The organism is Microcoleus sp. K4-B3 (assembly GCF_036704615.1).
Taxonomy (GTDB): Bacteria; Cyanobacteriota; Cyanobacteriia; order Cyanobacteriales; family Microcoleaceae; genus Microcoleus.
The window spans coordinates 273,391-288,235 of the sequence record NZ_JAUBSF010000001.1 but is presented as its reverse complement, the minus strand read 5'-3'; the positions used below and the strand labels follow the sequence as shown (position 1 = coordinate 288,235).

At 45.1% G+C, this 14,845-nt stretch carries 10 protein-coding genes and 1 pseudogene; 8 read left to right on the top strand and 3 right to left on the bottom strand.

Annotated elements, in window-relative coordinates; all coding sequences use genetic code 11:
• Positions 1–9: 9 nt before the first annotated feature.
• The 3 genes and pseudogenes from QUA78_RS01120 to QUA78_RS01110 all read left to right on the top strand — a co-directional run.
• Positions 10–348, top strand: a pseudogene (locus QUA78_RS01120) (transposase); the annotation flags it as partial.
• A 51-nt stretch (positions 349–399) separates the two neighbouring features.
• Positions 400–2,457, top strand: coding sequence for an ATP-binding protein (locus QUA78_RS01115; RefSeq protein WP_333300139.1), 2,058 nt, complete (start codon positions 400–402; stop codon positions 2,455–2,457).
• Between the two features lie 421 nt (positions 2,458–2,878).
• Positions 2,879–3,481: a 2OG-Fe(II) oxygenase gene (locus QUA78_RS01110; RefSeq protein ID WP_333398510.1), complete on the top strand. Its 603-nt coding sequence runs from the start codon at positions 2,879–2,881 to the stop codon at positions 3,479–3,481.
• A gap of 330 nt (positions 3,482–3,811) precedes the next feature.
• Here the strand turns inward: QUA78_RS01110 and QUA78_RS01105 are convergent, their stop codons facing one another.
• Together QUA78_RS01105 and QUA78_RS01100 are read right to left on the bottom strand one after the other, a co-directional pair.
• Positions 3,812–6,421, bottom strand: a complete 2,610-nt coding sequence (locus QUA78_RS01105; protein WP_333300136.1) for a WD40 repeat domain-containing protein — start codon at positions 6,419–6,421, stop codon at positions 3,812–3,814.
• Positions 6,422–6,497: 76 nt separating this feature from the next.
• Positions 6,498–7,610 (bottom strand): AAA-like domain-containing protein, encoded by a 1,113-nt coding sequence (locus QUA78_RS01100; protein ID WP_333300135.1) that lies wholly within the window; start codon positions 7,608–7,610, stop codon positions 6,498–6,500.
• Positions 7,611–7,908: 298 nt separating this feature from the next.
• Between QUA78_RS01100 and QUA78_RS01095 the strand changes: the two genes are divergently transcribed.
• The gene (locus tag QUA78_RS01095; protein ID WP_333300134.1) at positions 7,909–8,703 is read left to right on the top strand and encodes a calcium-binding protein; all 795 of its coding nucleotides are present in this window, start codon (positions 7,909–7,911) and stop codon (positions 8,701–8,703) included.
• 250 nt (positions 8,704–8,953) lie between these two features.
• On the opposite strand, the gene QUA78_RS01090 is transcribed toward QUA78_RS01095, so the two are convergent.
• On the bottom strand, positions 8,954–10,210 hold the full coding sequence (locus tag QUA78_RS01090) for an AAA-like domain-containing protein (RefSeq protein ID WP_333300133.1): 1,257 nt from the start codon (positions 10,208–10,210) through the stop codon (positions 8,954–8,956).
• Between the two features lie 53 nt (positions 10,211–10,263).
• Between QUA78_RS01090 and QUA78_RS01085 the strand changes: the two genes are divergently transcribed.
• From QUA78_RS01085 to QUA78_RS01070, 4 genes are all read left to right on the top strand, one after another.
• Positions 10,264–10,683, top strand: a complete 420-nt coding sequence (locus tag QUA78_RS01085) for a 2OG-Fe(II) oxygenase (protein ID WP_333300132.1) — start codon at positions 10,264–10,266, stop codon at positions 10,681–10,683.
• Positions 10,684–10,929: 246 nt separating this feature from the next.
• Positions 10,930–12,237, top strand: coding sequence for an AAA family ATPase (locus QUA78_RS01080; RefSeq protein ID WP_333300131.1), 1,308 nt, complete (start codon positions 10,930–10,932; stop codon positions 12,235–12,237).
• Positions 12,227–12,886: a DUF4276 family protein gene (locus QUA78_RS01075; protein ID WP_333300130.1), complete on the top strand. Its 660-nt coding sequence runs from the start codon at positions 12,227–12,229 to the stop codon at positions 12,884–12,886. The genes QUA78_RS01080 and QUA78_RS01075 overlap by 11 nt, the downstream gene beginning before the upstream one ends.
• A gap of 360 nt (positions 12,887–13,246) precedes the next feature.
• A complete protein-coding gene (locus tag QUA78_RS01070; protein ID WP_333300129.1) occupies positions 13,247–14,497 on the top strand; it encodes an alpha/beta hydrolase in 1,251 nt (416 codons plus the stop codon).
• Positions 14,498–14,845 lie beyond the last annotated feature (348 nt).

Sequence of the window (14,845 nt, the reverse complement as noted above, 5' to 3'; positions counted from 1 at the left end):
AAACGAGCCATGAAAGAGACCACCCCTGCTGCCATGCCCCCCTGCTTTGATCGATGGTGTCAAAGATTTGACGATATCTTTGGTCATATTGCCCAAAAACGGGAGTTTAGGAACTATTTAGGCGGATTATTGGGAGAAAGCGAACGAAAAAACATCCAGCAGATGGCGGCAAACGCCGTGGGAGTAACATACCACAAATTACACCATTTTTTAACGGCAGCACCTTGGTCAGCAATGGAACTGAATCAACGCCGTCTGGAAGTAATGAATCAGTGTCACCAAACCAAGATTAGTCGAGGATTTAGCCTAATCATCGATGATTCAGGGCATAGAAAAAGTGGTAACTTCAAAGTAGCATCGCTCAAAGTTTAACAAATATCCTGTTAAGACATTAATTTTATGCTGAAGTCTCTCAGATTCTGGAATCCCAAAAATCAGCCGGATTTCCACAACTATCTCAGCAGTACAGCAAAACAATTTCTCACTCTTTTTCTACCCTTGACGGCAGTAGTCGGCACAGGATTTATCACCTTTTATCAAATTCAGACTAATCTGGTTCAGAGCGAAATTGCCAGCTCAGAACGTCGTGAAGTAGAGGTGAAAACAGCGTTATTTGCCAACCGTTTTAGCTCAATTCGGGCTGACTTGATGATATTGGCGCAACAGCATGAACTGCTGGTCATTCTCGATCCGGCAAGTAACCAAGACATTCTGAGGGAGTTTCGCTCGGCCCTGGCAGAAGAGTACCTGGTTGCGTCTCAACAGAAACAGCAATACGATCAGATTCGGTTTTTGGAGCTGACTGGACAGGAAGTAGTGAGGGTCAATTTTAATAGAGGACAACCTAGTATCGTACCCGATAAAAAATTGCAAAATCAGTCTAAGCGCTACTGGTTCAAAGATACTTTTGGGTTGCAAGCAGGTGAGGTGTTCATCTCACCTCTGGACTTAAATATCGACTTCGGCAAGATAGAGCAACCCCTGAAACCCATGATTCGCTTTGGAACCCCTGTATTTGATGCTCAAGGGCGTAAGCGAGGAATAGTTGTACTCAATTATCTGGCTGAAGCGTTTCTCCAAGACTTATCCCAAAAGAACTCGCTATCTTCTGGAACCGTACTGCTGCTAAATTCTGAAGGATATTGGCTGAAAGGTAAAAAGCCGGAAGAGGAGTGGGGCTTTATGTATGACGATCGCCGCGATCGCACGCTTGCTAAGTCTTTTCCTGCAACATGGCAGCAGATCCGCGATCGACAAGCTGGGCAATTTCGTACCAATGAGGGGCTATACACCTTCGCGACTATTTATCCATTGCTAGACATTTTAGGAGCGCACTCAAGTATGGGTTCGGCTCATGCTTTCGGTTCTAGTCCTGCTCAAGTAAATGCCAAATCCTACTCCTGGAAACTGGTTTCTCACGTTCCAACAGAGGTTCTAACTGAGCGATCGCAAGTAATCCGCAATCAACTGCTACTCTTTTTTGTTGGACTCACAGGATTAATTGCGATCGGTTCCTGGCTTCTCGTACAAACCAGACTCAAACGTCAGCAAAGCGAACAAGCAACAAAGGGGCTAGAGCAAACCCTACAGGATGTGCATCGTAATCAAGCTCAATTAGTACAGACTGAAAAAATGGCAAGCCTCGGTCAACTGGTAGCCGGAGTTGCCCACGAAATTAACAACCCTGTAAACTTCATTTACGGCAATCTTACTCACACCGATGAATATACTCAGAACCTACTAAGCTTGATTGGACTTTATCAAAAACATTATCCCAATCCAGTTTCTGAAATTGAAGCCGAAGCCGATGCTGTTGACTTGGCATTTTTGCAAGAAGACTTACCAAAATTACTGGCATCCATGAAAATGGGAGCCGACCGCATTCGCCAAATTGTGCTGTCGCTTCGCAACTTTTCCCGCATGGATGAAGTTGATATTAAAGCAGTAAACCTCCATGAAGGGATCGACAGCACTCTGATGATTTTGCAGCACCGCCTCAAAGCTCGCTCAGAAAGACCGGAAATTCAGGTGATTAAAAACTACGCTTCTCTACCGCTGGTGGAGTGCTATGCAGGCCCGCTCAATCAAGTGTTTATGAATATTCTCTCCAATGCTATTGATGCCTTGGAAGAGAATAATGCGCGGCGGAAGTACCAGGAAATTAAAGAAAATCCCAGTCAAATTACCATCCGAACCTCTGCAATCGATGCCGAGTGGGTGGAGATTGCGATCGTCGATAACGGTTCGGGTATATCGAAAGAGATTAAGCAGCGCATTTTCGATCCTTTCTTCACAACTAAACCGATTGGCAAAGGAACGGGAATGGGGATGTCGATTAGCTATCAAATTGTTACTGAAAAACATGGGGGAAAGCTGGATTGTTTCTCTATTCTGGGTGAGGGAACAGAGTTTGTGATCAAGATTCCTGTTCGACAGAAATTTGGTCACGCTAGCTAATACTAAAAATAGTTTTTAATTGGGATTTGTGAGTTTTGAGGTTGAAATTAAAAAGTTAACAAGTTTTTAGTTCATTAATAAATCAAAAACCTCTGGGTGCCGACGGATCACATCCCCTCTTAGGGTGCGCCGAGGTGCACCTCCCCCTTACTTATAGCGGGTTAAAGGATTTGTTGGTCTGAGTTTTGCCATCGGTCGAGCGCACTAACGGTCGATCGCCTGTATAGTAATATTTGGCAGTTGCTAGTCGGTTGCGACACTTCCGGGCGATCGCCCGCAGTTAAGAAAAACCTTGGACTTAAGTACGCGGACTTAAATCAAGATTATGATGTCATCCGCGAGGAACGAAGCAATCCCAAATCTGAGCGATTGCTGCATTTCAATCTGCTGTTTCCTTAAACTTTGATGATTTTTGAGTGCCTTGAAATACTATAGCCAACGTCCTAACGCTTTCTCGATCGACTACCTCAACGACTTGCGAGGAGCAATTCTAGCCTCCCCTTATCTAGCAATCAACAACCTCAACCGCGATTTCATTGGCACAAAAGGGTTTTCCGTGGTGTTTCAACGTGCGGAAATCGCCGAAGTAGAACGGCGGTTCCCTTTGTTCAAACCCTATCTAGACCAAGCATTACAGCCTGAATGCAATGCTTTTTACCTCAACCCTTTGTTGCTGGGTGAAGGTTCCCGTGTCGATCCGCATATCGATCGATCCTTGCGATCGTACTGCAAAACGGTTGAACCTCCCGCAGCCGTCAGCGTTTTGTACGTACAAGTGCCGCCGAACTTGCAAGGGGGAGAGTTGATACTGCGGCGCAACAAACAGCAAGTCGGGCAGATTAAGCCGCAAGCCAACTCGCTGATCTATTTTCAAGGAGATTTGACTCACTCTGTCAACGCTGTTAAAAGTACCGGAACTCGTTTGAGTTTGGTTTGCGAACAGTACAGTTTGAGCGAAACAGAACTGCAAGATATTCCAGGATTCACAGTGGAATCTAGGGCCGTAAAAGCCAAAAGCAAGTAATGTTTATTATTTTAAACAAATAGCAGTTTTGACCATCAAAATGTCTCCCAAAGAAGGAATTACTGTCAGACTACCTACAAAACAAACTTAAATACCCAGCTCTATCTTGGGCGCTTGTTTATACCAGTAAAAAAAGAAGGCAACTGTAGGGCCGTGAACCAAACCCTTAGTTCATTAGTCGTTGCCAATTCTTTAATCTCAGGCCTTACGTAACAGTCACAAGACTTTTAGGTATGTTGTTGCGCTCGACTCGCTCTTAGGATATCAAATAGCGCTGAAGCGCAACAATATACCTTTGTTTAACGATGCCCATTGTGTAAGTCCTGTTTTTTAAGGATTGCAGATTTCTGCGATCGCTTTTTCTTCGGCATGATTAGCAATATAATTGCTCAGCCATTGGCAACTCAGTTTCATTAAACTATCTACATCAAGTTCCAAATTCCAGATTCTTAAAGTAGAATCATCGCTGGCAGAAACAAGAGTTTTGCCGTCGGGACTGATGTTAACATCATTAACTCGATCGCTATGTCCCTCAAAAGTTTGTAGGGGCCGCGCCTCCGATCCTGTTTGGCCGTCTGCTACATTCCACAGTTTAATTGTGCGATCGAAACTTGCAGATGCGATCGTTTTGCCGTCGGGACTGAAACTAATGCTTTTTACCCAAGTTCCGTGTCCTTGAATAGTTTTGAGTTCGGTGCCTGTTTCTGCATTCCACAATTTAATGGTGCTGTCATCGCAAGCAGATGCTAAAATTTTGCCGTCGGGACTGAAACGGAGGCTGGTAATTCGGCTGTTATGCGCTCTCAGAATCCTTCTTGGGGTAGATTCTAAATTGTTTAAAGCCCAGAAATAGATTGTGCGATCGTTCCCTGCGGATGCTAAAGTTTTGCCATCGGGACTGAATGTGACACTTCTAACTCTTTCGAGATGTCTTGTGAAGGTTTTGATTGGGGCACCGCTTTCTAGATGCCACAATTTAACAGTTTTATCGACTCCTGCTGATGCTAAAATTTTACCGTCGGGACTGAAAACAACGCTATCAATTCCCCTTTGATGTCCTGAAAGAGTTTTGATTTCGCTGCCAGTTTCTAGGTTCCACAATTTAATAGTTCGATCGCTTCCTGCGGATGCTAAAATTTTGCCGTCAGGGGCGAAACTGACGCTGGTGACAGCACCTCGATGTCCTAGAAAAGTTTTGATTTCGCTGCCGTTTTGTGCATTCCACAATTTAACAGTGCGATCGCTGCTACCGGAGGCAACTGTTTTGCCGTCGGGCGAGAAAGTCGCACTCAAAACCTGACGGCGGTGGCTTTCTAGAACTTTCGGTTCGATGCCGGTGAGGTTCCAGAGTCGTACCGTGCGATCGGTACCTGCCGTTGCCAAAGTGCGGCCGTCGGGACTGAAACTAAGGCTCGAAACCCTGCCGCTGTGTCCTTTGAGCGTTTGCGGCTCGATGCCTCCTAACTGCGATAAATTCCACAATTTGACGGTGCCGTCTTCGCTAGCGGTAGCCAGAGTTGGGCTGCGGCTGCCTCTGGGACTGAATTTGACGTTCCAGACTTGCTGGCTGTCGGCTTGCAGGGTTTTGAGGAGAGTCAGGTTTTGGACATCCCACAGCTTGACTAAACCGTCTTCACCAGCGGATGCTAGGGTTTTGCCGTCGTCGGAGAAACTGACACTTCTGACAGCGTTGGTATGGCCTTTCAGCGTGGCAATTTCCGTTCCGTCTGCTGGATTCCAGAGTTTGACAGTGCGATCGCTACCCGAAGATGCGATCGCCCTCCCGTCGGGCGAAAAAGTGACGCTTTTTGCCCAGCCCCTATGTCCGGTAAAGGTTTTGAGCAAAGTGCCGTCTGCTGGATTCCAGAGTTTGACAGTGCCGTCGGAACCCGAAGATGCGATCGCCAACCTGTCGGGAGCAAAACTGACTCCTCTCACCCAGCCCTTATGCCCTGTAAAGGTTCTAATTTCTGTGCCGTTTTCGATGTTCCAGAGTTTGATAGTAGCATCGTCACTAGCAGATGCGATCGTCTTGCCGTCAGGTGAGAAACTGACAGTCCAAACGTTGTCGCGGTGTCCGGTGAGGGTTCTGAGTAAGATACCGTCTGGGTTCCAGAGTTTGACGGTATCGTCTTCGCTAGCGGATGCGAGGATTTTGCCATCGGGCGAGAAAACGACGTTTCTGACGCCAGCTTGGTGGCCGAGGAGCCGATCGCGCTCTCGGATGCTGTAAATTGCTTGTTGGAGGGCGATCGATACTTGCATCTTAGTTTCGGATTTTGCCGGACTGAATGCCTCTAATTTTTTAAGTTTATGTGCTGCAAGGAGTGCTTCGATCAGTGCTGGAAAAGGGTTTGAGGCTAAAGTTGTCTTTGACGACAAACTTTCGAGGACTATTTTGGTTTCTGCGAGTTCTCGATCGGCTTTAATTACTTGCAATTGTACGGCGATAGCTGCTGCTAAAGATATCCCTAAAATTGTCGAACCGATCGCAATTATTTTTCTAGCTTGTTTTTTAGCTAACGTTAACTCTGTTTTAGCTTGATGCTGAGCCAGACTTAAAGTTTGATTAGCTTGTGCTAATATTTGAGTTTCCTCAGTTTGCAGTGCAAAAGCCAATTCAACTTCTCGCTTTTCCAAATCCTGAGCCGCCGCTAAAAAGCGGTAATCCAGATGGCTTAAACTTTGATATTTGGCCCATTCCAAAGCTTGTTGCAGTGCCTGACCCCGCAGCAGTCGCGAATTATCCTCAAAATTGGCAGCATTCCAAGCATTAAAGCTTTCCGAATAAGGCCGCAGCTTTCCTAACTGTTTTTCCACCCATTCAAGATTGAAAACTTCGGCATAAATTCGGTTATAAACTTTTAATTTTCCCTGCTGTTGCACGACTAAACCTGACAGTCGCAATTCCGTTTGTTCGGGACTGCCATCAGCAATCACCCCCCCAGCCCCCCCTTGCTAAGGGGGGGAGCAAGAGTGGCTATTTCTTGCTCTCCCAGGGGTGAAATAGCAGCATTTAGCCCCCCCTTAGCAAGGGGGGGTTGGGGGGGTTCGCGGATTGCAAAACCTGCTGGTAAAGCCCCAATAACTGCCCTGCTTTTTGCTGATTTCTCAAAAGTCGATCGCGAATAGTTTTTAAATGTTCAGGCTCATCCTGAGACTCCCAATTCTCCACAATCTGCAACTTCACCAACCCCTCAACTCCCTCCTCTTCTGTGGAACAGGCATCCTGCCTGTCTGTGGGGGTGGAACAGTCAGGATGCCTGTCTGTGGGGGTGGAACAGTCAGGATGCCTGTCTTTCTCAACGCCCTCTGTGCCTCTGCGGTTAACTTTCTTCAACTCCTTTTCCAGCACCAACTTGCACAGCTTTTGCGTCAAAAAAGGTTGTCCCCCCGTCCAATCCAAAATATCTGCGATCGCACTTTCAGGATTGCCAACTTGCCCCTGCCAACCATCAATTAAAGGCTGCACTTCATCAATCTGAAAACCGCGTAAATTTATCGCCTTACCAATATTAAAAGGAGTTTGAGTTTTATCAGCAATCAAATCCGAAGGCGTCGCCACCCCCAACAGCGCAAAAGTTAGCCTGCGGTACAGAGGATTGTCAACTCTTTGATTGTAAAACCAGCGAATCAGAGCAAAAAACTCATCGGTAGAGAAGTTCATGCTCAACACTCGATCGATCTCGTCAATAAAAATAACAATACTGGCTTCTATTTCAACTAAAACAACTTCTTCAATAAATAAACTAAACCGCTGGACTGGCGATAACAAATCCCGGCGTTCGCGCCACCAATTCCGCCAATTAATTTTATTACCTAGCTGACAGCTACTGACCAAAGAATTGACAATGCCTGCATACCACTTTTCGGGAGTTACATCTTCCTTACCAATCCCAGTTAAATCGATAAAAGCGCAAACAGTACCTTCAGCTTGCAATCTTTGCATTGCCCGCACCCGCAAACTAGATTTGCCCATTTGCCGCGAATTCAAAACGTAACAAAACTCACCCGCTTTCAAACTTTCGTAAAAGTCCCAGTCTGCTTGGCGCGTCACGTAACTCGACGCATCTGCGGGGAGACTCCCGCCAATCTGATATTCATCACTAACTGGAGATTCTTTTATCATTGCCTGCACCAAAATCTAGATTTGATTGTACGATCGCAAACCTGACTATGTAGAGATTTACCAAAAAACCTGATTTTTGCTGATTTTGATGATGCTTTGTCAGGCTGCACCTGATTTTTTCCGATAAATTCCGAGTGCGAAGCTCTTTATCAGTTCCTATAATACCTGATTTTATCACCATTGCAGTTCAAGAGTTTAACGAAGAAACTGATAACAGAAAGCGAAAGGTGCAGCAAACAAATACAAACACTTAGCGCTTTGACAAACTCATAATACACTCATAAATAGGATTACTACCATGACAGAACTTAGAACGATCGCCGACGCTAACATTTCTACCCTGAGATTCGGTTCAATTGAAGAATTGACCGACGTTCCCCGGAAGGAAGACCCTGATTCAGATAATCCGAATCCTAAGCCTAATAAATTCGGTTTGATTGAAGACTTTACCGATGTTCCTCGGACGGAAGACCCCGATGCAGGTAAACCGCCGAATCCCAATCACAATAAATTCGGTGCTTTTGAAGACTTGACCGATCGTCCTCGGGAAGAAGATGATTCTACTAACCGTTTGTTCGGCAGCATCGATAAAATCAGTGGCTTACCCAATGAAAACATACAGGGAACGCCAGGAAATGACTACTTAGTAGGAAAGCATTACACGGACGATGCCATCTTTGGCAGTGGCGGTGCAGATACACTCAAAGGTTTGGACGGTGACGACTTCCTATTTGGCGGTACTGGCAATGATAAAGTCTATGGCGGTGGCGATTCCGATTGGCTAGAAGGCAATAGCGGGAATGACATTCTCATCGGTCACAGCAATAATGACGGAGGATACGATTATTATGAAGTCGATACCTTAATTGGCGGTTCGGGAGCCGATACATTCTCGCTAGTTATCGACGGCCCAGAGTTTGAAGTTCCTTACTTAGATGGCTTAGGCGATCACGCTTATGCAATTATTCGGGACTTTAAGAAAGCAGATGGAGATGCAATTTTGATGGTCGGTCAAAAGCAAGACTACGAATTTGTATCGGGCTACTACGATTACGGCAATGACTCTCTGAAAGACACAAAAATATTTTATTAAGGTGACATGATTGCCGTATTTTCTGACACAATGGCTGCGGATTTAACCCTCTCTTTTGTGTAATTTTATCCGTAGGCTGGGCATGACCCGCTATTTAACTGGTTCCCAGACTCAGCCTGGGAACCGATGTCCAGAGGCTCTGCCTCGATTCTGCCTCGAAGACTTTCCATGAAAATTGAAGGCAGAGCCTCCGGATCTGCCTTACCGGGCAGAGCCTGGCAACGAGTAGATATGTCTGACCCACTCTTTTTCAACCTAAAACACGGCAGAAATACTCGCGGTACAAATTGCAACGCGGCATGACATAATTGTTTGGCCGCCGCACAATTCCCATGCTGTGCAATTTGTAAATTTGCATTGAATCTAATTCAACTGGTTCGGCAGAATTGACAACTTTTTTCAAAGCTAAAGCTAATTCAGGATTGTGTTGCAGTATTTCCAACTGCTTTCGCAAATGACTGCTGTAAATTCCCGATTCTGATGCCGCATTTTTTAATAACTGAGTTAATGATATTTTGCCACAACTAATCTCATACATTGCCAATCTTACTAAATAAGGATGTCCGCCGATCGCCCCGATCAACTCTCCCAATTGCCCCTTATCCCAATCCAAGCCGTGCAGCCGAGCTAAATCGTGAAGTTGCTGGTTCTCAAACTCCAGCAACTCAACGGGAACTCCCGCATTAAACGGAGATTGATTCATATCCAAAGGAATATAAACTTCCGTAGAATGCGCCATTACCAACCGCAGTTTTTTCCAGATATCCGAAATCTTGGCTTTTTCGTGCCAGCTTCGCAGCATCCCCAGAAAATCTTCAACTACTTCGGTGTAGGGAAATATGGGATCGACTTCATCCAACCCCAAAACCAGAGGCGTTTCTGTTGCCGCCAGCAAATACTCTTCAAAGTAAACCGTACAGTTATCGTTGCTGCCCAAAATATCCGTATCCCAATACTCGTTTAACTTGTTTTCTAACTTTAACTGTCGGCTTACCATCAAACACAACCAGCGCAGAAATTTATCCAGATTTGTTAATATTCCTCGGTCGGCGGCGCTCAAATCGAGATAAACTGCGTGATACTTTTCCCGAACAGCGCCAGCTAAAATTATGTTCATCAGTGAAGTTTTGCCCATCATCTCCGGTGCTTTAATCCGAATCAGCGAACCGGGTTTCACAACTGTCTCGCAGCACAAAGATTCAATGTTGCAACGCTCCACATAAAAAGGAGAATCTAATGATACCGAGCCTTCGGGAAACTGCAAATTTGCCGCAGTCAGTGGTTGTAAGAGCAGCTTTGTGTTAATATATTGAGTGGACTCTTGCGATGCAAATCTCCTCAGAGCTTCTTTAAAATTTTTCTTCGTAATTTTTTCTGCTAAGGCTTCTGAAAGCTTGTGCCACAATTTATTGCCGACATCTTTGTTGAGGTATTCAGCACTGTAGCCGTAAGTTTTGGCGATTTCATCGTAACTTTTGCCTTCCCAGGAACCTTGAAGGACTTTCATTTCGATGTCGCTGAGATGTTTGCCGGTATTTTGAGCAAAAATGCGATCGGCAGATGTTCAAACCCTATCTAGACCAAGCATTACAGCCTGAATGCAATGCTTTTTACCTCAACCCTTTGTTGCTGGGTGAAGGTTCCCGCGTCGATCCGCATATCGATCGATCTTTGCGATCGTACTGCAAAACTGTTGAACCTCCCGCAGCCGTCAGCGTTTTGTACGTGCAAGTACCGCCGAACTTGCAAGGGGGAGAGTTGATACTGCGGCGCAACAAACAGCAAGTCGGGCAAATTAAGCCGCAAGACAACTCGCCGATCTATTTTCAAGGAGATTTGACTCACTCTGTCAACGCTGTTAAAAGTACCGGAACTCGTTTGAGTTTGGTTTGCGAACAGTACAGTTTGAGCGAAACAGAACTGCAAGATATTCCAGGATTCACAGTGGAATCTAGGGCCGTGAAAGCAAAAATTAAGTAAGGTTTATTCGATCCTGGGAGGGTGATAAATTCAGGACACGCTTAACCAGCCGCTTGCATCAAAGGTTCCATCACCGCCAACTTATGTGCTAGGAGATTATCCATAACAACTACTGCGATCCGAGTGGGTTAAGACCGAGCATTATGGGCGATATGCTTAAGTAAAATCAAGTATAATGTTAGAGTTACTGAATTGTTATATGGTTAGAGTAACTTATAACATTCCTAATGGAGCAGAGGAACTTAAGTGGCAAAAATAGAAGGATTTAGGGTAATAAATTACCGCTCGCTGCGTGATATTACTATGGGCAAGCTGTGGAATACGCAAAATGTCCAGGCACTAACGCCAATGACAGCCGTTATCGGTAAAAATGGTGTTGGTAAAAGCACGCTTTTCGACACTTTTGGCTTTCTTGCAGACTGCTTAAAAGGGGGAGTCGAAGAAGCCTGTGATTCCCGTGGGCGGGGAGGTTTCGAGAGAATTCGATCGCAAGGACAAAAGGGAAGTGTTGAGTTTCAGATTTACTATAAAGAGGATGGTAACGCTCGACCAATAACCTATGATTTGGCAATAGACCTTGACTCTTCTGACAGACCGTATGTAAAAAAAGAAAGACTTAGACAACGGAGAAAAAACCAAAAAAAAGGACAACCTTATTCTTTTTTAATTCTAAATGAAGGTAAGGGTTTAGCATGGAAAGGTGAAGAAGAAGGCCAGCTACTTGATGAAGAACGAGGAGAATTTGATGTAACTAATTTAATAGAAAAGATCCAGATAGGTGAGACATCAGAAGAAAGTAAAGAAAAGGAAATAGTTGAACTTGACGACAAGCGAAAACTGGGAATTGCTACTTTGGGATCGCTCAAACAACACCCAAGAATTTCCGCATTTCGTAGATTTATCGAAGGATGGTATCTCAGCTATTTCACACCAGACGCTGCCCGTAGCTTACCTCTGGCTGGGCCACAAAAACATTTGAATATTCATGGAGATAATCTAGGAAATGTGGTTCAATTTATGGAGAGAGAGCATCCTAAGAAATTCCAATCAATTCTGCAAAAAATATCTAGTAAGATTCCAGGGGTGGAAAAGATTAGCACCGCAAAAAGTCCAGACGGTAGACTTCTGCTGCAGTTCAACGATCGAGGTTTTCAAGAACCGTTTTATGCTCAACAAATGTCAGACGGAACACTGAAGGTATTTGCCTATCTCCTTCTTTTAGAAGACCCCTCACCACCGCCATTTTTGTGCATTGAAGAACCAGAGAACGGACTTTACCATAAGCTTTTAGAAACTCTAGCCCGAGAATTTCGAGAACACGCTAAAGCTCGAAGAAGTAGATCGCAAGTATTTGTTACAACACATCAACCCTATTTTGTAGATGCTCTTGAACCTGAAGAGGTTTGGGTACTTGAAAAGGGCGAGGATGGTTTTTCTACAATCAGACGAGCTAGCGAAGATTCTCTCATTAATAACCTTGTTTCTGAAGGATTGCCCCTTGGCGGACTTTGGTACAGCGATTATCTAGATAAAAGGTCAATAAATGCACTTTGAGATACTTGTCGAGGATATTTCTGGAAAAACTGCTCTTGAAATTCTTATACCAAAGATTATTAGCACCAAACAACACACATTTAAGATCCATTCTTACAAAGGAATTGGGCATAAGGTTCCTCAAGATCTAACATCTACTTCTGATGCAAAAAAACGAATTTTGCTCGAACGAATTCCGCCAATTGTTCAAGGATGGGGTAAAACATTATCTGACAATCCTGATTACTCTTTTGTCCTTATTGTAATTTGCGATCTAGATAACCGATGCCTCAGTACGTTTCGCAGAGAACTACTTGACCTTGTGGATAAGTGCACTCCTAAGCCAAAAACGCAATTTTGCATAGCAATTGAAGAAGGAGAAGCATGGTATCTAGGCGATTTAGCAGCAGTTAAGGCAGCTTATCCGAGAGCAAAAGAAGCAGTCCTAAAGTCGTACATTAATGATGGTATCTGTGGGACGTGGGAGAAGTTAGCTGATGCGGTGTTTTCCGGTGGCAAACAAAAATTATCTAAACAAGGTTGGCAAGCAATTGGTTTAGAGAAGACAAACTGGGCTAACAATATTCCTCCCCACATGGACGTAGATAATAATTTGTCACCAAGCTTCTGTTATTTTCGAGATAAACTTCGAGGCTTAACGAGTCACTAAAGAAACCGGGTTGTTTTATTGGGAATCGCCTAGTGCAACGAAGTAGACTCGTAAAAAAAAACCGGTTTCTCGACACCCGTGCCTAAGTCCTGCCTAACTACCAAAATCGGAATAATAGCCAAACTTTTAATGAGTAACAACTCATACAGCTAGTTTAGCGGGACAACCTCAGCTTAAGATTCCCACAAACAGCGAACAACCCCAAAGATGAAAATAGAACGATGCAAAGCATTTTCGATCGCCGCAGGATGCCGGAGTCAATGAAGCTGCTGGTTTGGTAAAATGCTAGAGGCGATCGACTTACCAATAAAAACCGCCAGATTAATTTAAGCTGATTAAAAATTAGGCTGCAAAAATCCGATGATCCGCAAGAATAACCGCAAAAAGTTACCCTTATTAGCAGCTTTCTTAGTCTCGCCATTTATTTCTTGGTTCCTGAGTGCGATCGCACTATTTCTCAGTCTCTGGGTCATCGTACCAGCACCCGCGCTGTTCCTGTACCCTTTGGCGGTGGGAGCACCAGAAATCAGTCCTTGGTTGGTCGGTATCAATACGATCGCCCTTCTGCTGAACCTGCTCAGACGGCATCAAGGCAAAGTCTACATTATTTTGTCAATTTGTAACCTGTTCGCCCTAATCCTGGGCCTGCTTCCCCTGATTCAGTTCCCTGCAGCCAATGCAGCGATAGCTACCCAAATGCAAGCTGTTCTGGGGGAAAACTATTTAGCAGCCGTTCCTCAAGCCGATCGCGCGCAGCTACGCCCTCAACCGTTTATCCTCGCAGATGCGTTCCGAGGAATTCCCATCAGAGACGTTAGGATCGATCGGGCTATTGTATTTGCCAACCCTGACGGAGTTTCGCTGCAACTAAACCTTTACCGGCCGGTGCAAATTGGCAAATATCCGGCGATTATCACACTCTACGGGGGAGCTTGGCAGAGAGGCAATGCCGGTTCCAATGAAGAATTCAGCCGCTACATGGCCGCCCAAGGCTATTGTGTGGTTGCAATTGCTTACCGCCACGCTCCCAAGTATCGATTTCCTGCTCAGATTGAGGACGTACAAGCCGCTCTTTCCTATATCAAAACTCATGCTGCTGATTGGGAACTCGATCTCGATCGGATTGCTCTGATGGGAAGGTCTGCAGGTGCCCATTTAGCAATGCTAACTGCTTATAATTCTAGTGTGCTTCCAGTTCGAGCAGTGGTGAACTATTACGGGCCAAATGACCTGATCCGGGGATACAATGACCCACCTTTTCCTGATGCCATAAATGTTCGAGCCGTCTTGCGTGCCTTTCTGGGAGGAACGCCAGATGAACTCAACGAGCTTTACCGTCTGGCTTCTCCCATAAATTATATTAAACCGAATCTTCCCCCTTCTCTACTGGTTTATGCAGGTCGCGACCATATAGTTCAGGCTAAGTTTGGTCGATCGCTCTACGAACGATTGCGAGCCACGGGCGATCGGGCTATTTTGCTCGAAATTCCTTGGGCTGAACACGCCTTTGATGCAGTTTTTAATGGCCCGAGCAATCAATTAGCTTTGTACTACACAGAACGCTTTTTGGCTCATACTCTGAAGTCTTCGGATTACCAACCAGTTAAATAAAAGTTTAAAATTTACTCATTTATTCTCACTAAACGGCGTCTAAAACTGTCTGAACTATTGCTTTCAATCTCTTTATTTTAAATTCATAGAAATCCCCATTACTGCGCCGGGAAAGTTTTGTGGGGCTGCAGAATCAAAGCTTACCCCGTCAGCGGTGCGGCAACCACGGGGGGATTGCCCCTACAAATTTCATACCCGAATTCAGCAACGCCAAAGCGAGATCCCTTTCTTGGCACACTATATATAGTATCCCTCGATAAGTCCTGTAAATGTACGATCGCCCCTCAGTTTCAGCGCCCCGCGTCCTGTTACACTGGAATCCTGCGGTTGTGTGCGATCGGCGCGATC

Coding starts and splice junctions, on each gene's coding strand:
- QUA78_RS01115 (WP_333300139.1), top strand. CDS start 400: ATGCTGAAGTCTCTCAGATTCTGGAATCCCAAAAATCAGCCGGATTTC.
- QUA78_RS01100 (WP_333300135.1), bottom strand. CDS start 7,610: ATGATAAAAGAATCTCCAGTTAGTGATGAATATCAGATTGGCGGGAGT.
- QUA78_RS01095 (WP_333300134.1), top strand. CDS start 7,909: ATGACAGAACTTAGAACGATCGCCGACGCTAACATTTCTACCCTGAGA.
- QUA78_RS01090 (WP_333300133.1), bottom strand. CDS start 10,210: ATGAAAGTCCTTCAAGGTTCCTGGGAAGGCAAAAGTTACGATGAAATC.
- QUA78_RS01085 (WP_333300132.1), top strand. CDS start 10,264: ATGTTCAAACCCTATCTAGACCAAGCATTACAGCCTGAATGCAATGCT.
- QUA78_RS01075 (WP_333300130.1), top strand. CDS start 12,227: ATGCACTTTGAGATACTTGTCGAGGATATTTCTGGAAAAACTGCTCTT.
- QUA78_RS01070 (WP_333300129.1), top strand. CDS start 13,247: ATGATCCGCAAGAATAACCGCAAAAAGTTACCCTTATTAGCAGCTTTC.